The organism is Mycobacterium palustre (assembly GCF_002101785.1).
Lineage (GTDB): Bacteria > Actinomycetota > Actinomycetes > Mycobacteriales > Mycobacteriaceae > Mycobacterium > Mycobacterium palustre.
This window is the reverse complement of sequence record NZ_LQPJ01000155.1, coordinates 22659-47933: the sequence shown is the minus strand read 5'-3', so window position 1 is coordinate 47933 and position 25275 is coordinate 22659. Positions and strand designations below refer to the sequence as shown.

Annotated in this window: 25 protein-coding genes; 14 read left to right on the top strand and 11 right to left on the bottom strand. The window is 68.0% G+C overall.

Annotated features, from left to right (window positions below; genetic code table 11):
* Positions 1-234: 234 nt before the first annotated feature.
* The 5 genes from AWC19_RS28060 (at position 235) to AWC19_RS28040 (ending at position 4607) form a co-directional block, all read left to right on the top strand.
* Positions 235-861 carry a TNT domain-containing protein gene (locus tag AWC19_RS28060; protein ID WP_245849379.1) on the top strand — a complete coding sequence of 209 codons (627 nt, stop codon included), beginning with the start codon at positions 235-237 and terminating at the stop codon, positions 859-861.
* On the top strand, positions 858-1379 hold the full coding sequence (locus AWC19_RS28055; protein ID WP_085081330.1) for a TNT antitoxin family protein: 522 nt from the start codon (positions 858-860) through the stop codon (positions 1377-1379). Before AWC19_RS28060 ends, AWC19_RS28055 begins: the two co-directional genes overlap by 4 nt.
* Positions 1380-1537: 158 nt before the next feature.
* Positions 1538-2677, top strand: coding sequence for a hypothetical protein (locus AWC19_RS28050; RefSeq protein WP_085081329.1), 1140 nt, complete (start codon positions 1538-1540; stop codon positions 2675-2677).
* 2 nt (positions 2678-2679) lie between these two features.
* The gene (locus AWC19_RS28045) at positions 2680-3462 is read left to right on the top strand and encodes an SDR family oxidoreductase (RefSeq protein WP_085081328.1); all 783 of its coding nucleotides are present in this window, start codon (positions 2680-2682) and stop codon (positions 3460-3462) included.
* Complete coding sequence (locus AWC19_RS28040; RefSeq protein ID WP_085081327.1) at positions 3462-4607, top strand: sulfotransferase family protein; 1146 nt, start codon at positions 3462-3464, stop codon at positions 4605-4607. The genes AWC19_RS28045 and AWC19_RS28040 overlap by 1 nt, the downstream gene beginning before the upstream one ends.
* A gap of 36 nt (positions 4608-4643) precedes the next feature.
* On the opposite strand, the gene AWC19_RS28035 is transcribed toward AWC19_RS28040, so the two are convergent.
* Together AWC19_RS28035 and AWC19_RS28030 are read right to left on the bottom strand one after the other, a co-directional pair.
* Entirely contained in the window at positions 4644-5102 is a 459-nt protein-coding gene (locus tag AWC19_RS28035; RefSeq protein WP_085081326.1) for a hypothetical protein, read from the bottom strand.
* A gap of 5 nt (positions 5103-5107) precedes the next feature.
* Positions 5108-6271 carry a 3-ketosteroid-9-alpha-monooxygenase, oxygenase component gene (locus AWC19_RS28030; RefSeq protein ID WP_085081325.1) on the bottom strand — a complete coding sequence of 388 codons (1164 nt, stop codon included), beginning with the start codon at positions 6269-6271 and terminating at the stop codon, positions 5108-5110.
* A 132-nt stretch (positions 6272-6403) separates the two neighbouring features.
* Here AWC19_RS28030 and AWC19_RS28025 point away from each other — a divergent pair, with 132 nt between their 5' ends.
* Complete coding sequence (locus AWC19_RS28025; RefSeq protein WP_085081324.1) at positions 6404-6928, top strand: gamma carbonic anhydrase family protein; 525 nt, start codon at positions 6404-6406, stop codon at positions 6926-6928.
* Between the two features lie 95 nt (positions 6929-7023).
* Here AWC19_RS28025 and AWC19_RS28020 read toward each other — a convergent pair whose 3' ends face one another.
* Genes AWC19_RS28020 through AWC19_RS28005 form a run of 4 tightly spaced genes read right to left on the bottom strand, consistent with a single transcriptional unit; the run spans position 7024 to position 10716 of the window.
* A complete protein-coding gene (locus AWC19_RS28020; protein ID WP_085081323.1) occupies positions 7024-7455 on the bottom strand; it encodes a nuclear transport factor 2 family protein in 432 nt (143 codons plus the stop codon).
* Complete coding sequence (locus AWC19_RS28015; protein ID WP_085081322.1) at positions 7452-8645, bottom strand: thiolase domain-containing protein; 1194 nt, start codon at positions 8643-8645, stop codon at positions 7452-7454. Before AWC19_RS28015 ends, AWC19_RS28020 begins: the two co-directional genes overlap by 4 nt.
* A complete protein-coding gene (locus tag AWC19_RS28010) occupies positions 8645-9709 on the bottom strand; it encodes a thiolase domain-containing protein (RefSeq protein WP_085081321.1) in 1065 nt (354 codons plus the stop codon). The genes AWC19_RS28015 and AWC19_RS28010 overlap by 1 nt, the downstream gene beginning before the upstream one ends.
* Positions 9710-9723: 14 nt before the next feature.
* Positions 9724-10716, bottom strand: coding sequence for a Zn-ribbon domain-containing OB-fold protein (locus AWC19_RS28005; protein WP_085081320.1), 993 nt, complete (start codon positions 10714-10716; stop codon positions 9724-9726).
* A gap of 64 nt (positions 10717-10780) precedes the next feature.
* Here AWC19_RS28005 and AWC19_RS28000 point away from each other — a divergent pair, with 64 nt between their 5' ends.
* The 4 genes from AWC19_RS28000 to AWC19_RS27985 all read left to right on the top strand — a co-directional run bounded on the left by AWC19_RS28000 (position 10781) and on the right by AWC19_RS27985 (position 14749).
* Complete coding sequence (locus AWC19_RS28000) at positions 10781-11812, top strand: LLM class F420-dependent oxidoreductase (protein ID WP_085081319.1); 1032 nt, start codon at positions 10781-10783, stop codon at positions 11810-11812.
* Between the two features lie 43 nt (positions 11813-11855).
* Entirely contained in the window at positions 11856-12572 is a 717-nt protein-coding gene (locus AWC19_RS27995) for an acetoacetate decarboxylase family protein (protein WP_085081318.1), read from the top strand.
* A gap of 11 nt (positions 12573-12583) precedes the next feature.
* Entirely contained in the window at positions 12584-13777 is a 1194-nt protein-coding gene (locus AWC19_RS27990; protein ID WP_142281456.1) for a cytochrome P450, read from the top strand.
* 132 nt (positions 13778-13909) lie between these two features.
* Positions 13910-14749 (top strand): hypothetical protein, encoded by an 840-nt coding sequence (locus AWC19_RS27985; protein ID WP_085081334.1) that lies wholly within the window; start codon positions 13910-13912, stop codon positions 14747-14749.
* A gap of 71 nt (positions 14750-14820) precedes the next feature.
* Here the strand turns inward: AWC19_RS27985 and AWC19_RS27980 are convergent, their stop codons facing one another.
* Positions 14821-15633 carry a crotonase/enoyl-CoA hydratase family protein gene (locus AWC19_RS27980; RefSeq protein ID WP_085081316.1) on the bottom strand — a complete coding sequence of 271 codons (813 nt, stop codon included), beginning with the start codon at positions 15631-15633 and terminating at the stop codon, positions 14821-14823.
* Between the two features lie 61 nt (positions 15634-15694).
* Between AWC19_RS27980 and AWC19_RS27975 the strand changes: the two genes are divergently transcribed.
* From AWC19_RS27975 to AWC19_RS27960, 4 genes are read left to right on the top strand one after another with little or no spacing between them, the layout of a single operon-like run.
* The gene (locus AWC19_RS27975) at positions 15695-17338 is read left to right on the top strand and encodes an acyl-CoA synthetase (protein ID WP_085081315.1); all 1644 of its coding nucleotides are present in this window, start codon (positions 15695-15697) and stop codon (positions 17336-17338) included.
* Positions 17339-17342: 4 nt separating this feature from the next.
* Positions 17343-18116 carry a fructosamine kinase family protein gene (locus AWC19_RS27970; RefSeq protein WP_085081314.1) on the top strand — a complete coding sequence of 258 codons (774 nt, stop codon included), beginning with the start codon at positions 17343-17345 and terminating at the stop codon, positions 18114-18116.
* 57 nt (positions 18117-18173) lie between these two features.
* Complete coding sequence (locus AWC19_RS27965) at positions 18174-19019, top strand: amidohydrolase family protein (RefSeq protein WP_085081313.1); 846 nt, start codon at positions 18174-18176, stop codon at positions 19017-19019.
* Positions 19016-20566 (top strand): acetolactate synthase large subunit, encoded by a 1551-nt coding sequence (locus tag AWC19_RS27960; RefSeq protein ID WP_085081312.1) that lies wholly within the window; start codon positions 19016-19018, stop codon positions 20564-20566. The genes AWC19_RS27965 and AWC19_RS27960 overlap by 4 nt, the downstream gene beginning before the upstream one ends.
* Here AWC19_RS27960 and AWC19_RS27955 read toward each other — a convergent pair.
* From AWC19_RS27955 to AWC19_RS27940, 4 genes are read right to left on the bottom strand one after another with little or no spacing between them, the layout of a single operon-like run.
* Positions 20552-21187 (bottom strand): hypothetical protein, encoded by a 636-nt coding sequence (locus AWC19_RS27955; RefSeq protein WP_245849380.1) that lies wholly within the window; start codon positions 21185-21187, stop codon positions 20552-20554. The genes AWC19_RS27960 and AWC19_RS27955 overlap by 15 nt on opposite strands.
* A 53-nt stretch (positions 21188-21240) precedes the next feature.
* The gene (fadD17, locus tag AWC19_RS27950) at positions 21241-22746 is read right to left on the bottom strand and encodes a long-chain-fatty-acid--CoA ligase FadD17 (RefSeq protein ID WP_085081333.1); all 1506 of its coding nucleotides are present in this window, start codon (positions 22744-22746) and stop codon (positions 21241-21243) included.
* 30 nt (positions 22747-22776) lie between these two features.
* Complete coding sequence (locus tag AWC19_RS27945; protein ID WP_085081310.1) at positions 22777-23883, bottom strand: acyl-CoA dehydrogenase family protein; 1107 nt, start codon at positions 23881-23883, stop codon at positions 22777-22779.
* A 24-nt stretch (positions 23884-23907) separates the two neighbouring features.
* Entirely contained in the window at positions 23908-25089 is a 1182-nt protein-coding gene (locus tag AWC19_RS27940; protein ID WP_085081309.1) for an acyl-CoA dehydrogenase, read from the bottom strand.
* Between the last annotated feature and the right edge of the window lie 186 nt (positions 25090-25275).

Below are 25275 nucleotides of genomic sequence, written 5' to 3'. Positions count from 1 at the left end.
GGCCACGGAGGCTCTGCGGGAGGACCGCCGGGCGGAAAGCCACCGCATGGTGGCGCTCCGCGTGGGGCCGGTGGCGGCGGCTCCTCCGGCGGTCGCCCGGGCGGCGGCGACGGCGGCGGTCCGCGTGGGCCTGGCGATGGCAGGTCGCCGGGGGGCGGCTCGGATGGAGCGTCACCAAACGACGGTCCGCCCGGGTCGGGGCATGGCGATCCACACAGCGGGCGTGAAGACCCGGTGCATTCAGACGAGCGCTCGGGCGACGGGTGGGACCGATTGCCGGATAAGCCCACCGATCTGCACTACGGTGAACCTTTGCCGGAACATTGGAGCTATCCTGACAACCCCGCGGACTTGAGTCATATAGATGCGGATGTGAGAAGGCTGATGGATGATCCCAAAGCGCCGTTCGGGCGCGACTCACACGGGCACGCCTATTCTCAAACGGAATACGAACAGCGGTTTAACAAAGTCGGCCCGCAAGGCCAGCACTGGTATAATTTTCCCGGCAACTCCGGCGCGGTACTAGGCACAAGGGTCGCTTATTCTGACCTAAGGTGCTTCATTCGAGATTATGGTTCATTACTCGACCGAATCGGCGATGAGGAAGGAACGTATTTAGCGGTCATGGAAAACGGGCAAGCTGCCTCTTGGGAACAGCGGGCCCTCCACACTAGTTCGCTTGCGGGGCCATATAATAGTTACAGGCTGAGCGCGCTGCCCAGTGACTGGACCATCGAAATATCAGAGGTAGCACCCGGACTCGGCCAACCGGGCGGGTCACTACAGGTCCAAATCCTGGACGCGAAAGGTGAGCCCAGAACCGTCGAGGAGCTGATGGGAACGGTGCTGACGGAGCGATGAAGCAGGTAATCGACCTTTCCGCGGACCTACAAGCATGGGTTCGGACCGGTGGACTTGAGCTAACCCAGGGATCGCGGACCGATGACGGCCGCGCCTTACTCTGGAATACGGGCGGAGAAAGACGTTATTTCATCGGTCTGGCCGAAGGCTATTATGTGATTACATCCTCCGACCGCATGGGTGACGAGCATTTCCACTTGGCTGCACTTACATCTGGCCTGCTGGAAAAGTATCTCTATGGTCATTTCGGTGGCTCGGTCCGCAAGTCCCGCGGCCTGCCGCGTATCCGTAAACCATTTATGCGTAATGAAATAAAAGATGGCTATACCATAGGGACAACAGTCCTCGCTGGGGAAGAGCGCGATGGCCTCATAGATTCTGCTGGGTCGATGTTGGCAGTTGCTGCAGATGATCGCCTGGTCGAACTATCGCATTATATAGACGCGTCGACCGACGCTATTAAAAATTCCTTCCTCGACCCCGAGGGTAAGCCATTGTTCGCGCGGCTGTCAGCTTAAATCAAACGACAAACCTTACTTAAATTCGCTACAGCGAGCCCCTCTGCAACACCCAATCCGAAGTGAGCCACTAGTTTCTCAAGTCGGTAAACGCCGCCGACGACGCGCGGGAACGTTCGCCATTGACTAAAAAGTAGAACACGTTCTAGCGTCTAGGCGTGTCCGCAGATTCCCTTTCTGGCCCGCTCACAGAAGCGATCGCCGAGGCCGAAAAGCTCGTCGCCGCCGCGCCGCACATCGAGACGGAAGCCGACCTGCTCGAAGGGCTCCAGTACCTGGCTGGCTGCATCTCGGGCTGCATCCACCTGGCCTTCGACTACGAGCGCGACCATCCCTTCCTGCAGTCGGGCACCGGGCCGTTCACCAAGATGGGCCTCGACAACCCCGACACGCTTTACTTCGGCACCCGCGTGCAGCCCGGCCACGACTACGTCGTGAGCGGCAGGCGCGGCACGACCACCGACCTGAGCTTCCAGCTGCTCGGCGGTGAGTACACCGACGACAACGTGCCCGTCAGCCAGGCGGCGTTCGACGACCGCGAGCTCGAGATCGCAGCCGACGGCAGCTTCGAGTGGCGATTCCGGCCAAACAGCGTGGGCCAGTTGGTGATTCGCGAGGTGTACGGTGACTGGTCGGCGCAGCGCGGCACGCTGTCGATCTCGCGCCTGGACACCGCCGGCACCGCGCCGCCGCCGCTTACCCGCCAGACGATCGAAAAGCGTTACGCCACTGCGGGTAAGCAACTGGTGAACCGCATCAAGACCTGGCTGGAGTTCCCGAAGTGGTTCTACCTCAACATCCCGGTCAACACCATGGTCGCGCCCCGGCTGACGCCTGGCGGCCTTTCGACCCAGTACTCGTCGGCCGGGCATTTCGAGTTGCGACCCGATCAGGCGATGGTGATCACCATCCCGGTCTCCGACGCTCCGTATCTCGGCTTCCAGCTGGGCAGCTTGTGGTACATCTCGCTGGACTACATCAACCACCAGACCTCGCTGAACAACACTCAGGCGCAAGCCGATCCGGACGGAAAGGTGCGCATCGTGGTCGCCGACCAAAACCCCGGCGTGACGAACTGGGTCGAGACGCTGGGCCATCGCCGCGGCTATATGCAGTTCCGCTGGCAGCGGGTGTCCCGCGAGCTCAGCGAGGCCGACGGGCCCACCGTCGAGGTCGTCGACTTCGATGCGGTGCCGGCCGCGCTGCCGTATTTCGAGCACAACAAGATCTCCGAGGACCAGTGGCGTGAGCGAATCGCGTTGCGGCAACGGCAGATCGCGACCAGGATGTTGGGGTGACCATGGCAGGGATGCTCGAGGGCAAGGTCGTTGTCATCAGTGGCGTGGGGCCCGGGCTCGGGACCACGCTGGCCCACCGGTGCGCGCGCGAGGGTGCGGACCTGGCGTTGGCGGCGCGCAGCCTGGACCGGCTGGAGGCGGTCGCCAAACAGGTCAACGACACCGGGCGCAAAGCGTTGGCGGTGCGCGCCGACATCACCGACGACGACGAGGTCGCCTACCTTGTCGAAACGGCGACGGCCACCTACGGCAAGGTCGACGTCTTGGTCAACAACGCGTTCCGGGTGCCGTCGATGAAGCCGCTGGCGGGCACGTCGTTTCAGCACATCCGCGACGCGATCGAGCTCAGTGCGCTGGGGGCGCTGCGCCTGATCCAAGCTTTGACGCCGGCGCTGGAGGCGTCGTCGGGGTCGATCGTCAACGTCAACTCGATGGTGCTGCGGCATTCGCAGGCCAAATACGGTGCGTACAAGATGGCCAAGTCGGCGTTGCTGGCCATGTCGCAGTCGCTGGCCACCGAGCTCGGCGAGAAGGGGATCCGAGTCAATTCGGTTGCGCCTGGGTATATCTGGGGCGACACATTGCAGGGTTACTTCGAACACCAGGCGGGCAAGTATGGCACGACGGTGGAGCAGATCTATGCGGCCACCGCCGCGAACTCCGACCTCAAGCGCCTGCCGACCGAGGACGAGGTGGCCTCGGCGATCCTTTTTTTGGCCAGTGATCTGTCGAGCGGCATCACCGGTCAGACTTTGGACGTCAACTGCGGGGAGTACCACCACTGATGACCGATCGCACCGACGTCGGCACCGTCGAAGAATTGCACGCGTCGGCCAGCAAGCTGACCGGCCTCGACGACTTCGGCTCAGACGACGACAACTACCTCGAAGCGCTCGAGGTGTTGCTCGACTCCTACCGCCGCGAGGCGAACCTTACGGTGTTGGGCAGCAAGATGAATCGGTTCTTTCTGCGGGGTGCGCTGGTGGCGCGGTTGCTGTCCGAGTCGGCGTGGAAGCAATACCCCCAGCACGCCGACGTCGTCATCGAACGGCCGATCTTCGTCACCGGCCTGGTGCGCACCGGCACCACGGCGCTGCACCGGCTGCTCGGCGCCGACCCCGCGCATCAGGGGCTGCACATGTGGCTGGCCGAGTTCCCGCAGCCGCGGCCGCCGCGCGACACCTGGGACTCGCACCCGCTGTATCGCCAGCTCGACGACCAGCTCAACCGGCATCACCGGGAAAACCCCGACTACACGGGCCTGCATTTCATGGCGGCCTACGAGCTGGAGGAATGCTGGCAGCTGTTGCGACAGTCGCTGCACTCGGTGTCCTACGAAACCCTTTCGCACCTGCCGACTTACGCGAAGTGGTTGGCGGAGCAGGACTGGACGCCGCCGTATCGCCGGCACCGCAAGAACCTGCAGCTGATCGGCCTCAACGACACCGACAAACGGTGGGTCCTGAAGAATCCGAGCCACCTGTTCGCGCTGGACGCCTTGATGGCGACCTATCCCGACGCGCTGGTGATCCAGACGCACCGGCCGGTCGAGACGATCATGGCATCGATGTGCTCGCTGGCGCAGCACACCGCGCAGGGTTGGTCGACGACGTTCGTCGGCGCCCAAATCGGCGCCGACGCAATGGAAACGTGGTCGCGGGGGCTGCAGCGGTTCAACGCCGCCCGCGCCAAATATGACCCGTCCCAGTTCTACGACGTAGACTACCGCGACCTGATCGCCGACCCGTTGGGCACCGTCGCCGACATCTATCGGCACTTCGGGCTGACGCTGACCGACGAGGCGCGGGCCGCGATGGAAAAGAGCCACGCCGAAAGCACGTCCGGTCCGCGGGCGCCCAAGCACACGTATTCGCTTGGCGATTACGGGCTGACCGAGCAGGCGGTCAAGGAGCGGTTCGCCGGGCTGTGAGCCGTCGATTCGCTGCGCTGCCGCAACGGCGTTGAGTCACTCCGCGTCGTCGGGGTGGTCCAGGTAGCCTTCGGCGACGGCGTGCTCGATGCTGTCGCTCAGCCGCGGGCAGGACTTGGTGCGTGCGGGGTCGCCGCCGGACTCACGCACCTCGGTGAAGTACGCGCAGCGCCGCGACGCTTCGGTGCTCCACTGCACCGCGGTGTGCCCGGGGCCCAACCTGCGGACGGCGACCGTGACGTGGCAGAACCGGCAGTCCACGGGCCGCAGGCCGGAGGTCAAATAGCGTTCCCGGTCCGCGCGGGTGGCCTCCCGCACCGCGGCGGCGCGCCGCGGGTCGCTCGCGAAATCCCTTGGCCCGGAGGCCAAACCGGCACCCGCGCCGCCCGAGCCCCGCGGGGCCGCGTCGTCGCCGTGGTGGTCACCGTGCAGCAACAGCATCGACCGGACCAACCGATCGACGTCGGGAACCGTTTGATCACCGGGCGAAGCCATGCCGGTCAGTGTTGCTCGGCGGGCACGTCCTCGGACGCGGCCTCCCGGGCCTGGAGGTTCTGTTGAACCTCGGCGTGCCAATACTCGTTGGCGCGCGTGGTATCCACCTCGATCTCGAAGCGTTCCACCATTTCGGGCTTGATGTCGGCGACGTCGACATAGAACTGTTCGTACCAGCGACGCAACTGGTAGACCGCGCCGTCCTCCTCGACCAGCAGCGGGTTGTCGATTCGGGCCTTGTGCTTCCAGATCTCGACGTCCTGCAGGAAGCCCTTGCTCACGCCCTCGGTGAAGGCCCGCGACAGCTTGTCGGTCATCTCTTCGTCCATGCCCTTGGGCTTTTCGACGATGACGCCCCACTGCAGCACGAACGAGTTCTGGGTGACCGGGTAGTGGCAGTTGATCAGGATCGACTCGGCCTTGTAGTCGCCGTAGCGGTTGTGCAGCCAGTTGATCATGAACGACGGCCCGAAATAGGACGCCTCCGAATCCAGGTGCGCCTCACCGTAGGAGGTGCCCATGTCGTTGACGTCGGGCCGGCCCACGTTGTGCAAATACTGCGAGGCGATGTGGCCCTCGAAGACGTTCTTGAAGTACGTCGGCAACCCGAAATGGATGTAGAAAAAGTGCGCCATGTCGGTGACGTTGTCGATGATGTCGCGGCAGTTGGATCCCTCGATGAGGATGCTGTTCCACCGCCAGTCGGTCCACTCGTCGCTGCTGGCCTCTGGAATCTCGGGGATCCGCACCGCGGGGTCGGGCGGATTGCCCTCGTGGTCGTGCCAGACGAAGAGCAACCCGTTACGCACATCGGTGGTCCACGACCGGGTGCGCGCGGTCTTGGGGGTGCGCTTGGCGTACGGCACCAGCTTGCACCGGCCGTCGCCGCCCCAGCGCCAGTCGTGGAAGGGGCACGCCACCTCGTCGCCCTTGATGGTGCCCATGGACAGGTCGCCGCCCATGTGCCGGCAGTAGCCGTCGAGCACGTTGATGTCCCCGTGGGAGTCGGCGAAGACCACCAGTTTGGTCCCGAAGGCCTGCACGGTGTGCGGCTTTCCGTCTCGGAAGTCCTTCGCGACGCCGAGGCAGTGCCAGCCGCGCGCGTACCTCGTAGGCAGGGTGCCGGAATCGATTTCCCGGATTTCGGCCGCGTTGGTGTCGGTACTCACCTGTCACCTCCAGCTTGTCTCTAATTAGAACACGTTACAGTTTTGGGCCCGGCGGGCGCAACGAAGGGCCGCCTGGCCAGGCATATTCGCGGCATTTCAGTGGCGCACCGGTGCTCGGGGTATATCTAGACGATGCCGCTGTTTGCTTTCGAGGGTCGGTCGCCGCGCATCGATCCCACCGCGTTCGTGGCCCCGACCGCGACGTTGATCGGCGACGTCACCGTGGAGGCGGGCGCGTCGGTATGGTTCAACGCCGTGCTGCGCGGCGACTACGGGCCGATCGTGGTGCGCGAGGGCGCCAACGTCCAGGACGGGTCGGTGCTGCACGCGCCGCCCGGCATTCCGGTGGACATCGGCCCCGGCGCGACGGTGGCCCACCTGTGCGTCATACACGGGGCCCACGTCGGGCCCGAGGCCTTGATCGCCAACCACGCCACGGTCCTCGACGGCGCGGTGATCGGGGCGCGCAGCCTGGTGGCCGCGCACTCGTTGGTGACGGCCGGCACCCAAATCCCCGGCGGGGTGCTCGCGGTCGGCGCGCCGGCTCAGGTGAAGGGCCCGGTCGCCGGGACGGGCGCCGAAATGTGGATCGATGTCAACCCGCAGGCGTACCGCGATCTGGCGCAGCGGCACATGGCCGGGCTCGAGCCGCTCTAGGGCAGCGCCTTGCCCACGAGAAGCGGGCCGACCGTGAACCCTGCGACGCTCAATCGGCGTGTCGCGTCGTGGATTTCACTGTCGGGCCGGAACTTTTAGCCCTCGACCTTCTTGGCGCTCGCGGCCGCCGTGTCCAATTCCCAGTAGGCGCGCAGGGCGAGCAGCTGGCCCTCGTCGTCGGCCTTGTAGGTGAACACTCCCTCGGCGGTGATCTGGTAATCGCCCGTCGTGATCAGGATGTGGCCGACGTTGGCCTCCTCGTTGCCGCACTGGTAGGTGTCGGCGAAGACGAACTCGATCTTGTCGGTGGGGGCGATGGCCTTGTCCCAGAACGCCGAGATCGCGTCGCGGCCGCGGTGTCCCTTGCCCTCGGGGTCGAAGGGCGACGGCCCGACGGGGTCCTCCACGATGGCGTCGTCGGCGAACACCGAAAGCCACGCCTCCTTGTCGCGGGCGATGACGGCCTCGCGGGAGCGGCGCCCGGCCTCGTGCGCCGGGGACTTGGTTTCGTTGTGCGCGGTCGTCATGCGGGCACCTTCTCGGGCTTGTCGGCGCCGACCACCCACATGGAGTAGTACTGCGAACCGCCACCGTAGGCATGCCCCAACGCCTTTCGCGCGCCGGGAACCTGGTGGTCGCCGCCCTTGCCCATCACCTGGATCGCCGCCTCGGCGAAGCGGATCAAGCCCGACGCGCCGATCGGGTTCGACGACAGCACGCCGCCCGACGGGTTCACCGGAAGCCGCCCGCCGATGGCGGTCTCGCCGGCCTCGGTGAGTTTCCAGCCCTCGCCCTCGGGGGCAAACCCGAGGTTTTCCAACCACATCGGTTCGAACCAGGAGAACGGCACGTAGATTTCGGCGGCGTCGATCTCGTCGATCGGGCTGGTGATGCCGGCGGCCTGCCACAGCGCGGCGGCGGCGTCGCGGCCCGCCTGCGGGTTGACCTGGTCGCGCCCGGCGAACTGCAACGGCTCGGTGCGCAGCGCGGTGGCATGGATCCAGGCCACCGGATTGCCCTGTGCCAGCTGCGCGTCGGCGATCTCCTCGCTGCCGATCACCACCGCGCAGGCGCCGTCCGACGACGGGCAGGTCTCGTCGTAACGGATGGGGTCCCACAGCATCGGCGACTGCATCACCTTGTCCACGGTGATGTCGGGCTGGTGCAGGTGGGCCAGCGGGTTGCGGGCCCCGTTGAGCCGGTCCTTGACCGCGACCATGGCGCCGATGTTCAGCGGTGCGCCCGACCGGCGGATGTAGGAGCGCACGTGCGGGGCGAAATAGCCACCCGCGCCCGCGCCGACCGGCTTGATGAACGGGATCGGAATCGACAACGCCCACATGGCGTTCGACTCAGACTGCTTCTCCCAGGCCATGGCCAGCACGCGCCGGTACTTGCCGGACTGCACCAGGCTGGCGGCCACCACCCCGGTCGACCCGCCGACCGAGCCCGCGGTGTGCACGCGGATCAGGGGCTTGCCGGTGGCGCCCATGGCGTCGGCCATGAACAGCTCCGGCATCATGACGCCCTCGAAGAAGTCGGGCGCCTTGCCCACCACCAGCGCGTCGATGTCGTCGAACGTCGACCCGGAGTCGGCCAGCGCCCGGTCGATCGCCTCGCGCACCAGGCCGTTCATCGAAACGTCTTGGCGCTTGGCGACATACTTGGTCTGCCCGGTACCCAGTACCGCGGCGAGCTGTGCACCCGAACCGGCCATCAGTTCCTTCCTTCCATGACCGCGACCAGGTTCTGCTGCAGGGCGGGGCCGCTGGTGGCGTGCGCCAGCACCCGCTCGGCCGAACCGTTCCAGATGTGTTGTGCGGCAAAGCCGATCCGCTCGAGCCCGGCGGCAAACATGGGGTTGGCCGCCAGGGCTCCGCCGGAGGGATTGACCTTCGTCGCCCCGGGTATGCGGATGGCCTCCGCGAGGATCAGATGTTGGTGAGTGAAGGGTGCGTGAATCTCGGCTACGTCGAGGTTGCGGACGTGTCCGCCGGTGGCCGCCTTGGTCGCCGCCGTGGTCGACGGCGACTCGGTGAGGTCGCGCGCGCCCAGCACGGGGGTTTCGATGCGATGCTCGAGACCGGTGATCCAGGCCGGGTTTTCCCGCAACTCGCGGGCCCGGTCGTCGGCCGCCAGCACGATCGCGGCGGCGCCATCGGTGATGGGGGCGATGTCGTGGCGGCGCAGCGGGTCGGCGAAGAACGGCCGCTCGAGCAACTCGTCCAGGCCGACCGGGGGCTCGACGGAGTCGACCCGTTTGGCTTGCTGAAACGAGTCGAACGCGACTCGGGCCATTTGCATTTCGTCCCACTTGCCGGTGTCGAGCCCGATGCGGGCCTGCAGCCCGGCGATCGACACCGAATCCGGCCACAGCGGCGCGACGGTGTAGGGGTCGGTCTGCCGCGACAGCACGCGGCGCAGCGTTCCGGCCGAGGACTTACCGAAGCCGTACACCAACGCGGTGTCGACCTCGCCGGCCAGGATCTTGATGTAGGCCTCATAGAGGGCCCAGGCGGCGTCCATCTCGACGTGCGACTCGTTGATCGGCGGGACGGCGCCGATCGAGTCGATCGCCGAGATAAACGAAAAGGCCCGGCCGGCAAGGTAATCGGATGACCCGGAGCACCAGAAGCCGATGTCGGCCTTCGTGATGCCGAGATCCTCATACAGCTCGGCGAAGCACGGCATCAACATCTCGACGCCGTTGGTGGTGCCGTCGGTGCGGCGGACATGCGGTGCGTGGGCGAAGCCGACGACCGCCACGTTGCGAGCGCTCATTGCGAATAGGCCCTTTACAGGTGGTGCTTGTAGGTGTCGTAGTCGGCGTCGGGTTCCCCGGTGGGCCGGAAGTACTCGATGTTGTCGATGCCAAAACCCCACTGGTCCTTGGGCTTCCACACCGCTTCGACCCGCATCCCCATCCGCACGTCGTGCGCGTCCACGTCGGCGACCAGGTGCAAGAACGGGATGTCGGCGCCGTCGAGCAACACATAGGCCGCCACGTACGGCGGCTTGATGCGCTGCCCTTGAAACGGGATGTTGATGATCGCGAACGTCGTCACCGTGCCCTTGTCGGGTAGCTCGACGAACTCGGTGGTGGGCTGGCCGGTGGCCGGGTCGGCGCCGTGCGGCGGGAAGTACACCTTGCCGTCCTTGCCGGTGCGCGCGCCGAGCAACCGGCCCTCGGCGATGGCCCGCAGGTAGGCGCTCTCCTCGTGCGACGCGGTGTGCTGGATCGTCAGCGAGATCGGCGTGACGATCATGGTGACCGGCTCCCGGTCACCCGAGGGTTCGGGGACCGTTTCGGCGTCCTCGCCCAGCTCGAAGTAGGCGATGTCGGTGATGGCGCCGACGGTCTCGTCGGCCCAGTGCACGTGCACCCGCGCGCCGGTGCGGATCGCGTCGGGTCCGCCGGCGTCCACCGCGTGCATCAGCGGGGTGTCGGCGCCGTCCAGCTTGATCAGCGCCCACGCGAAGGGCCGGTCCAGCGGCTGGCCCTCCAGCGGCTCGGGCTGCCAGGTCCAGGACACGACGGTGCCGACGGCCGACACCGGTACCATCTCGCCCAGCGGCTCGTAGGTGACCGGGTCATATTCCGCCGGAGGGACGTGCACCCGGCCGTCCGATCCCCGCACCCCCAGGATGCGGCGTTCACGCAAGGCGGTGAAGAACTGGCCAAGCGTGGGGCCGACCGAACGGGTGTAGTCGAAGGACAACGTCAGTGGCGCGGAAAGTGGTGGCTCACGGTGATCGATCAGGGATGGGCTGCTCGAACTGGTTGTCACGCCTTCGAGTAGAACAGGTTCTAAGAACGCTTTCAACATCGGGTCGCCTAGAGAGGCGGAGGCTATGAAGCTGGGCTTGCAGCTGGGGTATTGGGGCGCACAACCGCCGGAAAATGCCGCCGAACTCGTCGCCGCGGCCGAGGACGCCGGGTTCGACGCCGTGTTCACCGCCGAGGCGTGGGGCTCCGACGCCTACACGCCGCTGGCCTGGTGGGGGTCGTCGACGCGGCGGGTGCGGCTGGGCACGTCGGTCGTGCAGCTGTCGGCGCGCACCCCGACGGCGTGCGCGATGGCGGCGCTGACGCTGGATCACCTGTCCGGCGGCCGGCACATCCTGGGGCTGGGGGTGTCGGGTCCGCAGGTGGTCGAGGGCTGGTACGGACAGCGGTTCCCCAAGCCGCTGGCCCGCACCCGTGAATACATCGACATCCTGCGGCAGGTGTGGGCCCGGGAAGCGCCGGTGACCAGCCCCGGGCCGCACTACCCGCTGCCGCTGACCGGGGAGGGCACCACCGGCCTGGGCAAGGCCTTGAAGCCGATCACCCACCCGTTGCGCGCCGACATCCCGATCATGCTGGGCGCCGAGGGGCCCAAGAACGTCGCGCTGGCCGCCGAGATCTGCGACGGGTGGCTGCCGATCTTCTACACGCCGCGGATGGCCGACACCTACAACGAATGGCTCGACGAGGGCTTCGCCCGGCCCGGCGCGCGCCGCAGCCGCGAGGACTTCGAAATCTGCGCGACGGCCAACATCGTCATCACCGACGACCGCAGCGCCGCGTTCGCGGCCATGAAGCCCTACCTTGCCCTCTACATGGGCGGCATGGGCGCCGAGGACACCAACTTCCACGCCGACGTCTACCGCCGGATGGGCTACGCCGAGGTGGTCGACGAGGTCACCAAGCTGTTTCGGTCGAACCGCAAGGACGAGGCGGCGAAAATCATCCCCGACGAACTCGTCGACGACGCCGCGATCGTCGGCGACGTGGACTACGTCCGTAAGCAAATCAAGGTGTGGGAGGCCGCCGGCGTCACCATGATGGTGGTGTCCGGCCGGTCGGCGCAGCAGGTCCGCGAGGTCGCCGCGCTGATCTAGGCGGCTCTTGCCGGAGCAGTAGAACGCGTTCTAGATTGGCCGGATGACAGCCTCGCAGCACACCATCGCGGGCACGGTACTGACGATGCCGGTGCGGATTCGCAAGGCGAAGCAGCACATGGCGATGTTCTCCGTCGACGCCGACGCTGCGCAGCGGATGATCGGCTACAGCGGCCTGCGGGTCTGCCGTTACCTGCCGGGGCGCGCGATCGTGGTCCTGATGCTGATGCACTACCTCGACGGCGACCTGGGCGAGTACCACGAGTTCGGCACCAGTGTGATGGTCAACCCGCCCGGGTCGAACGCCAAGGGGCCGCGCGCCCTGCGGTCGGCCGGCGCGTTCATCCACCACCTTCCCGTCGACCAGCCGTTCACGCTGGAGGCGGGCACCAAGATCTGGGGCTACCCGAAAGTCATGGCGGACTTCGCCGTTCGGGAGGGCCGCCAGTTCGGCTTCGCTTTGACCGTTGACGGGCAATTCGTGATCGACATGGAGTTCGGCCGCGGCCTGCCGTTCTCGCTGACGCCGCGCCACCAACAGCAGCGCACCTACTCGCACCGCGACGGCGTCACCCGCGAGACCTCCTTCGAGCACACGCTCGCCGGTGTGCGCACCCGATTCGGTGGGGCCCGGATCCGGCTGGGCGACCACCCCTATGCGAAAGAGCTTGCCTCGCTGGGCCTTCCGAAACGCGCGATGGTGTCCAGCTCGGTTGATAACGTGCAAATGACATTCGGCGATGCCCAGGAGATCTCATGACTTCGACCAGTTTGCAGACCAGGCCGGACGTCGACCTGACCGACGGCGCGTTCTACGCGGGGGACTCGCGTAGCGTCTACCGCTGGATGCGCGAGCACGAGCCGGTGTTCCGGGACCGCAACGGGCTGGCCGCCGCGTCGACGTATCAGGCCGTGATCGACGCCGAGCGCAACCCCGAACTGTTCTCCAACGCCGGCGGCATCCGACCCGACCAAGACGGCGTCGAGATGATGATCGAGATGGATGACCCGCAACATCTGTTGCGCCGCAAGCTCGTCAACTCCGGCTTCACCCGCAAGCGCGTGAAAGACCAAGAGGCCAAGATCGTCTCGCTGTGCGACACGCTGATCGACGCGGTGTGCGAGCGCGGCGAGTGCGACTTCGTCTGGGACCTGGCCGCGCCGCTGCCGATGGCGGTGATCGGCGACATGCTCGGCGTGCGGCCCGAGGAACGCAAGATGTTCCTCAAGTGGTCCGACGATCTGGTCAGCTTCTTGAGCAGCACTGCGGCGCAAGAGGATTTCCAGATCACCATGGATGCCTTCGCCGCCTACAGCGAATACATGATGGGCATGATCACCGCGCGCAAGACCGAGCCGACCGACGACCTGGTCAGCGTCCTGGTGCACGCGGAGGTCGAGGGGTCGAGCCTGGAGGACCACCAGATCGTCACCGAGGTCCTGCTGCTGCTGATCGGGGGCGACGAGACCACGCGCCACACGCTGTCCGGCGGGACGCGGCAGCTGCTGCTGCACCCCGATCAGCACCGGCGCCTGGTCGACGACCTCGGATTGCTGCCCAACGCGATCGAAGAGATGCTGCGCTGGACCGCGCCGGTGAAGAACATGGCCCGCACGGTCACCGCCGACACCGAGTTCCACGGCACCCCGTTGCGCCAGGGCGAAAAGATGATTTTGCTCTTCGAGTCGGCGAACTTCGACGAGAAGGTCTTCAAGGATCCCGAGAGCTTCGACATCGAGCGCTACCCCAACAACCACCTCGCGTTCGGCTTCGGGACGCACTTCTGCCTCGGCAACCAGCTGGCCCGCCTCGAGCTGTCGATCATGCAAACCCGCCTGCTGCAGCGGCTCCCCGACCTGCGACTCGCGTCGGATGCGGAGCTGCCGTTGCGCCCGGCGAACTTCGTCAGCGGCCTGGAGAAGATGCCGGTGGTGTTCACGCCCACCGCGCCCGTGGGCGCCTGACGTCCTCGCGACCGTAACCTCGCGCCCGTAACCCCCACGCCGAACGTGCTCTGAGGGCGGCAATTCTGCCAAAATCGCGCACTGAGAGCACGTTCGGCGGGGATGTCGGTGCCGCGCGCCACACTGCCCCTCATGGGAGAGGCGTTCATCGGAAGCGAGGCCATCAAATCGGGTGCCCTGACGCGGCACCAGTTGCGTAGCCGATTCGTCGCGCTGCACCCGGACGTTTACATCCCACCCGACACCGACCTCACCGCCGCGACCCGGGCCCGCGCCGCGTGGCTGTGGTCGCGGCGGCGCGGCGTGGTCGCGGGGCATTCCGCGTCCGCGCTGCACGGCGCCAAATGGGTAGACCACCAGGCGCCGGCTCAGTTGCTGTACCAACACCGTCGTCCGCCGGCCGGCATCCGCACCTGGTTGGACACCGTCGCCGACGACGAGATCCAGCTCATCGGCGGCGTTTCCGCGACGACGCCAGCCCGTACGGCGTTCGACATCGCCTGCCGCAATACCGTCGGCAAAGCCGTCGCGGCGATCGACGCCCTTGCCCGGGCGACCGGACTGAAGGCCGCCGACGCCGAAATGATCGCGGACCGCTACAAAGGCCACCGCAACATCAGGCGGGCGAGGCGAGCGTTGACACTTGTCGACCCCGGCGCCGAGTCACCGCGCGAGACGTGGCTGCGGCTGCTGGTCATCGAGGCGGGTTATCCCCCGCCGCAGACCCAGCTTCCGATCCACGGCGAATACGGTGAGCTGGTCGCGGTTGTCGACATGGGTTGGGACGACGTCAAAATCGCACTGGAATACGAAGGGCCCCAGCACTGGACGGATCCCCGGCAGTTCCGCAAGGACATCGAGCGTTATGAGGCGTTACCCGAACTCGGGTGGATCGCTATCCGCGTGACAGCCGGGGACACGCGGGGCGGCATCCTCGGACGGTTGGCGGCGGCGTGGGCTCGCCGAACGTGATCTGAGGGTGAGAAAATCGCGAAAATCCCACCCTCAGAGCACGTTCGGCGCAATGAAGGCGCCGCGTACCCCTAGCGGTTCTGGAAGTTGGGCTTGCGCTTCTCGGCGAACGCGCGCGGCCCTTCCTTGGCGTCGTCGGACAGGAACACCTTGATGCCGATCTGGGTGTCGATCTTGAAGGCGTCGTTTTCGTGCATGCCCTCGGTCTCCCGGATCGCCCGCAGGATCGCCTGCACGGCCAGCGGGCCGTTGTTCTCGATGATCTCGGCGATCTCGAGCGCCTTGGTCAGCGCCTGCCCGTCGGGAACGACGTGCCCGATCAGGCCGATCTCCTTGGCCTCGGCGGCGGTGATGTGCCGGCCGGTCAGCAACAGGTCGCACGCGACGGTGTAGGGGATCTGGCGCACCAGTCGCACGGCCGAGCCCCCCATGGGGTAGAGGCTCCACTTGGCCTCGGAGATGCCGAACTTGGCGCTCTCGCCGGCGACGCGGATGTCGGTGCCCTGCAGGATCTCGGTGCCGCCGGCGATGGCCGGTCCCTCGACCGCCGCGATCAGCGGCTTGGTCAGCCGGCGCCCCTTCAGCAAAGCGTCGATCCGTGACGGGTCGTAGCTGCCGTCCTTGAACGAATCGCCCGGGGGCTTCTTGGTTGCTGTCTTCAAGTCCATGCCCGCGCAGAAGTAGCCGCCGGCCCCGGTGAGGATGCAGCAGCGGATGTCGGGGTCGTTGTCGACGCGGTCCCATGCCTGCACCATGATTTCCATCATTTCGGTGCTCAGCGCGTTGCGGGCGTGTGGCCGGTTGAGCGTGACGATCAGGGTGTGACCACGCTGCTCCACGAGGGCGTCGGGCCCCGTCTGTTCGTTAGCTGAGGTCTGGGCCACGGCTACCGCCTTTCGGTCGACGTTGGGGGTGAGCTTGTCAAGAAATGTAACACGTTCTAATTTGGTCACCGTGGCCTTGAACATCGCCGACCTCGCCGAGCACGCCATCGACGCTGTGCCTGACCGTGTCGCCCTGATCTGCGGCGACGAGAAGCTGACCTACGCCCAACTCGAGGAGAAGGCCAACCGCCTGGCGCACTACCTGATGGACCAGGGCGTGGGCAAGGACGACAAGGTCGGGCTGTACTGCCGCAACCGCATTGAGATCGTCATCGCGATGCTGGGCATCGTCAAGGCCGGCGCGATCCTGGTGAACGTCAACTACCGCTACGTCGAGGGCGAGCTGCGCTACCTGTTCGACAACTCCGACATGGTCGCGCTGGTGCACGAGCGGCAGTACTCCGACCGGGTCGCCAACGTGCTGCCGGACACGCCCGGCGTCAAGACGGTCCTCGTCGTCGAGGACGGCTCCGACAACGACTTCCAGCGCTACGGCGGCGTCGAGTTCTACTCCGCCGTCGCTCAGGGATCCCCCGAACGCGACTTCGGCGAGCGCAGCGCCGACGACATCTACCTCCTCTACACGGGGGGCACCACCGGCTTCCCCAAGGGCGTGATGTGGCGCCACGAGGACATCTACCGGGTGCTGTTCGGCGGAACCGACTTCGCCACAGGCGAATTCGTCAAGGACGAGTACGACCTGGCCAAGGCCGCGGCCGCCAACCCGCCGATGGTGCGCTACCCGATACCGCCGATGATCCACGGCGCCACCCAGTCGGCGACCTGGATGTCGATCTTCTCGGGCCAAACCACCGTGCTGGCACCGGAATTCAACGCCGACGAGGTGTGGCGCACGATCCACAAGCACAAGGTGAACCTGCTGTTCTTCACCGGCGACGCCATGGCCCGTCCGCTGCTCGACGCGCTCGACAAGAACAACGACTACGACCTGTCGTCGCTGTACCTGCTGGCCAGCACCGCGGCGCTGTTCTCGCCGAGCATCAAGGAGAAGCTCCTCGAGCTGCTGCCCAACCGCGTCATCACGGACTCGATCGGTTCGTCGGAGACCGGGTTCGGCGGCACCAGCATCGTGGCCGCGGGCGCGCCGCACGGCGGCGGCCCGCGCGTGACCATCGACCACCGCACCGTCGTGCTCGACGAGGACGGTAACGAGGTCAAGCCGGGTTCGGGCGTGCGGGGCTTCATCGCTAAGAAGGGCAACATCCCGGTCGGCTACTACAAGGACGAGAAGAAGACCGCCGAGACGTTCCGGACCATCAACGGTGTGCGGTATGCCATTCCGGGTGACTGGGCCCTGGTCGAGGAGGACGGCACCGTCACGATGCTCGGCCGCGGTTCGGTGTCGATCAACAGCGGCGGGGAAAAGATCTACCCCGAAGAGGTCGAGGCGGCGCTGAAGGGTCATCCCGATGTCTTCGACGCCCTGGTGGTGGGGGTGCCCGATGCGCGGTACGGCCAGTGCGTGGCGGCCGTCGTGCAGCCCCGCCCGGGGTGCCGGCCGACGCTCGCCGAGCTGGACAGCTTCGTGCGCTCGGAGATCGCGGGATACAAAGTGCCGCGCAGCCTTTGGCTGGTCGACGAGGTGAAGCGTTCGCCCGCAGGCAAACCCGACTACCGCTGGGCGAAGGAGCAGACCGAGGCCCGGCCGGCCGACGACGTGCATGCCAGCCGCGTGACGACCTGACTGCGTGACCGACTTCGTCAAACACCACCCGGGCGCCCCCGCCGGCTACTTCGCGTGGGAAGCGGCGGGGTTGCGCTGGTTGTCCGGCGTCGACGGCGGTGTGCCCTGCGCGCAGGTGGTCCGCGCCGACGCGACCGGCCTCACCCTGCGGCGACTCGACTCGGTCAACCCGACCCCGCAGGCCGCCCACGCGTTCGGGGGCCAGCTGGCCGTCACGCACGACGCGGGAGCGGACGCGTTCGGCGCCGGGCCCGACGGGTGGGACGGACCCGGGTTCTTCGGGCCGCTCGCGCAGCCGTTGCCGATGTCGCTGCACACGCACCGCCGCTGGGGCGACTTTTACGCCGACGAGCGGCTGGCCCCGATGGCCGAGCTCGCGGCGGCGCGGCTCGACGCTTCGACCCGCGCCGCGATCGACTCCGTCGCCGCGCGTTGCCGGGCCGGTGACTTCGACTCCGATGACGACGACCCGCCCGCCCGGCTGCACGGCGACCTGTGGAGCGGCAACGTGATGTGGACGCCCGACGGGGTGGTGCTGATCGACCCGGCCGCACACGGCGGTCACCGCGAGACCGACCTGGCGATGCTCGCGCTGTTCGGCTGCCCGCACCTCGACGCGGTCCTCGCCGGCTACCAGCGGGTGCGGCCGCTACGGCCGGGGTGGCGCAACCGTATCGGGCTGCACCAGCTGTTCCCGCTGCTGGCGCACGTGGTGCTGTTCGGCGGCGGGTACGCGCGGCAGGCCGACGCCGCGGCCCGCGCCGCGCTGGCCGCCTAAGCGCCGCGCTGGCCGCGCCTAAGCCTTGCCGACCCAACGGGCTAGTGTCGAAGCGCGATGACGATCGACGTGTGGATGCAGCACCCGACGCCGCGGTTTTTGCGCAGCGACTTCTTGGCCTCGCTGCGGCGCTGGACGGGCGGGTCGATCCCGGACACCGACATCCCGATCGACGCCACGATCGAGTCCATGGACGCCGCCGGCGTCGGCGTCGGCCTGCTCAGCGCGTGGCGCGGCCCCCACGGCCAGGACCTGATCTCCAACGACGAGGTCGCCGAATGGGTGGCGTCCCGCCCCGACCGGTTCGCCGGCCTGGCCACCGTCGACCTCGACCGCCCGATGCCGGCGGTCCGCGAGCTGCGGCGCCGCATCGGGGAAGGATTCGTGGGCCTGCGGGTGGTGCCGTGGCTGTGGGACGCGCCGCCCACCGATCGCCGCTACTACCCGCTGTTCGCCGAATGCGTGGAATCCGGGGTGCCGTTTTGCACCCAGGTCGGCCACACCGGCCCGCTGCGACCCTCGGAGACCGGGCGACCGATCCCCTACATCGACCAGGTGGCCCTCGACTTTCCCGAGCTGGTCATCGTGTGCGGCCACGTCGGCTACCCGTGGACGGAGGAGATGGTCGCGGTGGCCCGCAAGCACGAGAACGTCTACATCGACACCTCGGCCTACACGATCCAGCGGCTGCCCCGAGAGCTCGTCAGCTTCATGAAAACCGGTACCGGACAACGGAAGGTGTTGTTCGGCACCAACTACCCGATGATGACGCACGCGCACGCCCTGGCGGGGCTCGACGACATCGGCCTCGGTGACGAGGCCCGCCGAGACTTCCTCCACGACAACGCGAAACGCGTTTTCGGCCTACCAGCCGGCCTACCAGCGAAGGAGGCGACGCCGTGAACGGCGCCCAGGCCCTGATCAACACCCTGGTCGACGGCGGCGTCGACGTGTGCTTCTCGAACCCGGGCACGTCGGAGATGCACTTCGTGGCCGCGCTGGACGCCGTTCCCCAAATGCGGGGCGTGCTGGCGCTTTTCGAGGGGGTGGCCACCGGGGCGGCCGACGGCTACGCCCGCATCGCCGATCGCCCGGCCGCGGTGCTGCTGCACCTGGGCCCCGGGCTGGGTAACGGCCTGGCCAACCTGCACAACGCCCGGCGCGCCCGGGTGCCAATGGTCGTCGTGGTCGGCGACCACGCCACCTATCACAAAAAGTACGACGCCCCACTGGAATCCGACATTGACGCGCTGGCGGGAACCGTCTCGGGTTGGCTGCGCCGCAGCCATGACAGCGCCGCCGTCGCGGCCGACGCCGCCGACGCGATCGCCGCGAGCCGGTCCGGCTCGCAGATCGCCACGCTGATCCTTCCCGCCGACGTGTCCTGGTCCGACGGCGCCAAACCCGCCGACACGCCGAAAACCGATGCGGCCCAAGCCCAACAATCCGATGCGCCGGAGGTAAAGGGGGCATTGCGCTCGGGGGAGCCGACGGTCCTGATGGTCGGTGGCGACGCCACTCGCCGCGACGGCCTGGCGGCGGCCGCGCGCATCGCGCAGGCCACCGGCGCCCGGGTGTTGTGCGAGACGTTCCCGACGCGGCTGGAGCGCGGCGCGGGCGTACCCCCCGTCGAGCGGCTCGCGTACTTCGCCGAGGCCGCCGCGGCCCAACTCGACGGCGCCAAGCACCTGGTGCTCGCGGGTGCCAAGTCGCCGGTGTCGTTCTTCGCCTACCCGGGCATCCCCAGCGACCTGGTGCCGGCGGGCTGCGACGTGCACACCCTCGCCGGAAACCCAGGCGCCGCGGCGGCCCTCGTCGCGCTAGCCGACGAGCTCGCGCCCGGCACCGAAGCGCCGGTGGCGCCGGCGTCGCGCCCGCAGCTGCCGACGGGCGCGCTGACGTCCGCGTCGGCGGCCGACGTGATCGGGGCGCTGCTGCCCGAACGGGCGATCGTCGTCGACGAGGCCAACACCTCCGGGCTGCTGCTGCCGCAGGCCACCGCCGGCGCACCGGCGCACGACTGGCTGACGCTGACCGGCGGTGCGATCGGCTATGGCATCCCCGCCGCGGTGGGCGCCGCGGTCGCCGCGCCCGATCGTCCGGTGCTGTGCCTGGAGTCCGACGGGTCGGCGATGTACACCATTTCCGGGTTGTGGACCCAGGCGCGCGAGAACCTCGACGTCACCACCGTGGTCTACGACAACGGCGCCTACGACATCCTGCGGGTCGAGCTGCAACGCGTCGGCGCCGGATCGGCCCCCGGCCCCAAGGCGCAGGACCTCCTCGACTTGTCCAGGCCCGCCATGGATTTCGTCAGGATCGCCGAGGGCATGGGCGTTCCGGCGCGGCGCGTCAGCACCGCCGAGGAATTCGCCGACGCCCTGCGGGCCGCGTTCGCCGAACCCGGCCCGCACCTGATCGACGCGGTGGTGCCGTCACTGCTCGGTTAGCGCCGGCAGGTGGGCGACGAGCCAGTCCGCCATCGCATCGAGCGTGCAGACCCCGCCCTCGAACGCGTGCGCCTGCGCGGCCAGCGCCACGCCCACGCTGCCCGACGGCGTTGGCACGACGCCGAATTGGCGGACCAAATAGTCGCCGCGCACCCCGGGGCCCCAACCACCTTTGGCGGCAAAGCCTTTCGCGGCCAGCCCCCAGCGCTGGGCGGGGGTGAGGTCTCGCATCAGCGCGACGACCGGCGCCGCATCCTCGAGCGTCGGTAGCCGGGCGGCGAAACCCGCCTGCCGGCACAAAGTCCACCGTGTCTGGCCGAACGCGGTGTAGCCGCGGCGCAGTCGCCGCGATTCGACCACGGTCTCGGCGTCCCCGCACTCCTCGATGACGGCCTGCACCTGCCGCGCCGCTGCACCGGGCGAACCCAACAAAGACCACAGACGCTCCGACGCCTGGTTGTCGGACGACGTGATCGCCGTCAAAACCAGCCGCTCGGCACGCGCCGGGTCGCGCCGCAACGCCGCGAGGGCCAATGGCACCTTGATCGTCGACCACGCCACCCCGGACGACCAGCGGCCCAGGGCAACCGGTTCGGTCCCATCCGGTCGGGCGATCGCCATGCCGACGGTCGCGCCCGGCGCGACGTCGGCCGCCAGCTCCTCGAAGCTCGCAGCTACCGGCGAATTGGCCACACCGGATCTTCGCAGTCCACACCCTGCGCCGACAACTGGCGCTTGAGGACCTTGAACGTCACCGTCCGCGGCAGCTCGGCGCTGACCCGCACGTACGACGGCCACTGCTTGGGCCCCAGGTCGGGCTGCTCGGCCAGGAAGGCGCGGAACTTTTCGGCGTCGAACTCCGCGCCGGGCGCCAGCACCAGCGCGGCCATCACCTGGTCGCCGACGACCGGGTCGGGCACCGCGTACACCGCCACCTCGGCGGCGTCGGGATAGCGCAGCAGGACCCGCTCGATCGGGGCGGCGCCCAGGTTCTCGCCGTCGACCCGCATCCAATCGCCCAGGCGTCCGGCGAAATACGCGTAGCCATCCGCGTCGCGGTAGGCCAGGTCGCCGCTGTGGTACACGCCGCCGGCCATCCGCTCCGCCTCGGCGGCGGGGTCGTTGTAGTACCCCTCGAAGCGGCCCGGGCCGGCGGTGTTCACCAGCTCGCCGACCACCCCCACCGGGCACGGCTCGCCGCTGTCGGGGTCGACGATCTCGACCCCCTCGGGCAGCGGGCCCAACGCGCCCGGCGGCGTGTCCGGGGTGCGGGCGATCGCGATCCCGCCCTCGGTAGAGCCGAATCCGTCCTGGACCACGCAGCCGAACCTGCGGCCAAAGCGCTCGATGTCGTCGGGGACGCCCTCGTTGCCGTACACCGCGCGCAGCGGGTTGTCGGCGTCGTCGGGCCGCTCGGGCGTGGCGAGCACATACGACAACGGCTTGCCCACATAGTTGGCGTAGGTGGCGCCGTAGCGGCGCACGTCGACCAGAAAGCCCGTTGCGGAGAACTTGCGCCGCAACACCATCGAACCCCGGCACGCCGCGGCCACCGCCCAGCCGACCAGCACGGCGTTGGAGTGAAACAGCGGCATCGACACGTAACAGACGTCGGAGGGGCCGAGGTCGAATCGCTGCGTCATGGTCAGGCCGGCGATCGCGACCTTGCCGTGGCTGCACTTCACCGCCTTCGGCTCACCGCTGGTGCCCGAGGTGAAGATCAGCATGAACAAATCGGAAGCCGACGCCGCCCGGAACGACGGCGGGGCGCCGCGGTGTGCGGCCACCTCCGAGCCCCACGAGGCGTCGTCGACGTTGACGTGCGGGATATCGCCAAGCGACGCAGCCGAATTCGTGTCGGCAAGCACGACTTGGCAGTCGGCGTGGGCGATGTCGCGGGCCAGCGCGTCGCCGCGGCGCACCGGGTTGAGCCCGACCGGGACGATCCCGGACATCCCCGCCGCCACCAGCATCGCCGAGAAGAAGGGGGTGTTTTCCAGCAGCACCCCGACGTGCGGGGGCTTCGAGGGGTCCAGGCGCGAGCGCAGGGCCGCCGCGATGGCCGCGCCGTGGCGGATGTGATCGCGCCAACTGGTGAACGAGCCTTCGAAATGGACGCCCCGGTCGTCGATCTCGGCCAGTGGCGCCAGCAGCTTGGTGACCGTCGGATCGGGCGGCAGGTTGAATGGCGCGTTCAAGGGCCCGCGAGACTAGGCCGGGGTTTCCGCCAGCTCGCGGCCGATCCGGCGCAGCTGCCCGGTGGCCCCGCGCAGCGCGAACTCGATCTCCTTGGCGGCCAGGAAGTACCGGTGCACCGGGTGATCGGTGTCGACGCCGACGCCGCCGTGCACGTGCACGACGGTGTGCGCCACCCGGTGCCCGGCGTCGGCGGCCCAGAACGCCGCGCTGGCCACGTCGATCTCGGCGGGGATGTCCTCCGACACCCGCCAGGCCGCCTGGGTCAGCGTGAGCCGCAGCGCCTTGACGTCGATGTAGCCGTCGGCCAGCCGCTGCGCCACCGCCTGGAAGCTGCCGATCGGACGGTCGAACTGCTCGCGCTCGCGCGCGTATTGGGCGGTCAGCTGCAGGCCCCGCTCGAGGACCCCGAGCTGGAAGGCGCTGCGCCCGAGGGTCGAAAGCGTCTCGAGCCACACGGCCACGATGCCGTCCGTGCCGTCGCCGACCCGGCGCCCCGCATCCACCGCGACGCCGTCCAGCGTCAGGTGTCCGACGCTGCCCAGCCCCGTGGTCTGCATCGCGCCCACCGAGACGCCGGGGTCGGAAGCGGCCACCACGAAAACGGCCGTGCCGGAATCGGTTTCGGCCGGGATTAGAAAGGCGTCGGCCACCGGCCCGAACCCCACCTGGGTGGGGGTGCCGGTCAGCCGGTAGCCCTGTTCACCGCCGACCGCCTGCACCGGCCCCTCGCCCATTTCACCGTCGAGGGCGACGGTGAGGATCTTTTCGCCCCGCACCGCCGGCGCGCCCCACTCCAGCTGCAGTTGCTCCGAGCCGAACCTCGCCAGCGCCCCGGCGCCCAGCATCACCGACTCCAGGTACGGCACCGCGGCCAGCTGGTGGCCCAGCGCCACCAGGATCGCCACCTGCTCGAGGACGCCGAAGCCGTCGCCGCCCAGGGCCGACGGCGCCGCGCTGGTCAAGATGTCGGCCTCGATGAGCTTGTCCCACAGCTGGCGGTCGAACCGCTGCTCGAGCGCATCCAACTCGCGCTGGTGTTCGGGCGTGCACACCGCGTCGACGATGGTGTCGACCAACCCGCCGAGGTCTTGGGCCGCTTCGGTTGTCGTGAAGTCCATGAAAGTTCCTTAATCGCAAAAGCTTCAGCGGTTGGCGCGGGGTAGGCCCAGCGCCACCATCCCGATGATGTCGCGCTGCACCTCGTTGGTGCCGCCCCCGAAGGTCAGGATCAGGCAGGCGCGGTGCATCCGCTCGACGCGGCCGCGCAGCAGCGCGCCGGGGGAGTCTTGGCGCACCGTCGCCGCCGTGCCCAGCACCTCCATCAACAGGCGGTAGGCCTCGGTGGCCAACTCGGTGCCGAACACCTTGGCCGCCGACGCGTCGGCCGGCCCCAGGGAGTCGCTGTGCGCCGAGGCCAGCTCCCAGTTGATCAGCTTGAGCACTTCGGCCTTGGCGTGCACGCGGGCCAGGTTGAGCTGCACCCACTCGGAGTCGATGAGCCGGGCCCCGCTGGGATCCTTGGTGTTTTGCGCCCACTCCCGAACTTCGCGCAGGCACACGAAGATCGGCGCAGGCGAGACCAGGGCGACCCGCTCGTGGTTGAGCTGGTTGGTCACCAGCTTCCAGCCGCCGTTCTCCTCGCCGACCCGGTTGCTCACCGGGACGCGTACATCGGAGTAATAGGTGGCGCTGGTGTCGGGGCCGGCCATGGTGTGCACCGGTGTCCAGGAGAAGCCCTCGGCGGTCGTCGGCACGATCAGCACCGAGATGCCGCGGTGCTTCTTGGCCTCGCTGTTGGTGCGGACCGCCAGCCAGACGTAGTCGGCGTACTGGATCAGGCTGGTCCACATCTTCTGGCCGTTGATCACGTAGTCGTCGCCGTCGCGGACGGCGGTGGTGCGCAGGTTGGCCAGGTCGGTGCCGGCGCCGGGCTCGGAGTAGCCGATCGAGAAGTGCAGGTCGCCGGCCGCGATCTTGGGCAGAAAGAACTTCTTTTGCTCGTCGGTGCCGTAGGCCATGATCGTCGGCGCCACGCTGTTGATCGTCAAAAACGGCACCGGCGCGCCGGCGATGGCCGCCTCGTCGGTGAAGATCAGCGAATCCATGGGGGAGCGGTCCTGGCCGCCGTATTCCTTGGGCCAGTTCAGGGTCAGCCACCCGTCCTTGCCCATCTGCGCGACGGTCTCGCGGTACACGTTGCCGACGCCGATCTCGCCGCCGACCGAGTTCAGCGCCTCGCGGCGCTCCGGCGTCATGAGCGTGCTGAAGTACGACCGCAGCTCGCGTCGCAGCTCCTCCTGTTCAGGGGTGTAACTGATGCGCATTGCAAGCCGTCCTTCTGTCTCGACACAAGCCACGTCGCAAGCCCGACCGCGGCAACGGCAACCCGTTCTTCTCCCCGGTTGTAACACGTTCTAGTCTTGGAATCCAGCGACCGTTCCCCCCGACGTGCGGGGGCCCTATGGTGTAGCTACAAACCAAAAGGGCGCGTGCTCAGGGTGATGGCGAGG

Bases quoted from the DNA above. Each gene is read 5' to 3' on its own strand.
- AWC19_RS28055 (WP_085081330.1), top strand. From the start codon at position 858: ATGAAGCAGGTAATCGACCTTTCCGCGGACCTACAAGCATGGGTTCGG.
- AWC19_RS28045 (WP_085081328.1), top strand. From the start codon at position 2,680: ATGGCAGGGATGCTCGAGGGCAAGGTCGTTGTCATCAGTGGCGTGGGG.
- AWC19_RS28040 (WP_085081327.1), top strand. From the start codon at position 3,462: ATGACCGATCGCACCGACGTCGGCACCGTCGAAGAATTGCACGCGTCG.
- AWC19_RS28035 (WP_085081326.1), bottom strand. From the start codon at position 5,102: ATGGCTTCGCCCGGTGATCAAACGGTTCCCGACGTCGATCGGTTGGTC.
- AWC19_RS28025 (WP_085081324.1), top strand. From the start codon at position 6,404: ATGCCGCTGTTTGCTTTCGAGGGTCGGTCGCCGCGCATCGATCCCACC.
- AWC19_RS28020 (WP_085081323.1), bottom strand. From the start codon at position 7,455: ATGACGACCGCGCACAACGAAACCAAGTCCCCGGCGCACGAGGCCGGG.
- AWC19_RS28015 (WP_085081322.1), bottom strand. From the start codon at position 8,645: ATGGCCGGTTCGGGTGCACAGCTCGCCGCGGTACTGGGTACCGGGCAG.
- AWC19_RS28010 (WP_085081321.1), bottom strand. From the start codon at position 9,709: ATGAGCGCTCGCAACGTGGCGGTCGTCGGCTTCGCCCACGCACCGCAT.
- AWC19_RS28000 (WP_085081319.1), top strand. From the start codon at position 10,781: ATGAAGCTGGGCTTGCAGCTGGGGTATTGGGGCGCACAACCGCCGGAA.
- AWC19_RS27995 (WP_085081318.1), top strand. From the start codon at position 11,856: ATGACAGCCTCGCAGCACACCATCGCGGGCACGGTACTGACGATGCCG.
- AWC19_RS27985 (WP_085081334.1), top strand. From the start codon at position 13,910: ATGGGAGAGGCGTTCATCGGAAGCGAGGCCATCAAATCGGGTGCCCTG.
- AWC19_RS27965 (WP_085081313.1), top strand. From the start codon at position 18,174: ATGACGATCGACGTGTGGATGCAGCACCCGACGCCGCGGTTTTTGCGC.
- AWC19_RS27955 (WP_245849380.1), bottom strand. From the start codon at position 21,187: ATGGCGATCGCCCGACCGGATGGGACCGAACCGGTTGCCCTGGGCCGC.
- AWC19_RS27945 (WP_085081310.1), bottom strand. From the start codon at position 23,883: ATGGACTTCACGACAACCGAAGCGGCCCAAGACCTCGGCGGGTTGGTC.
- AWC19_RS27940 (WP_085081309.1), bottom strand. From the start codon at position 25,089: ATGCGCATCAGTTACACCCCTGAACAGGAGGAGCTGCGACGCGAGCTG.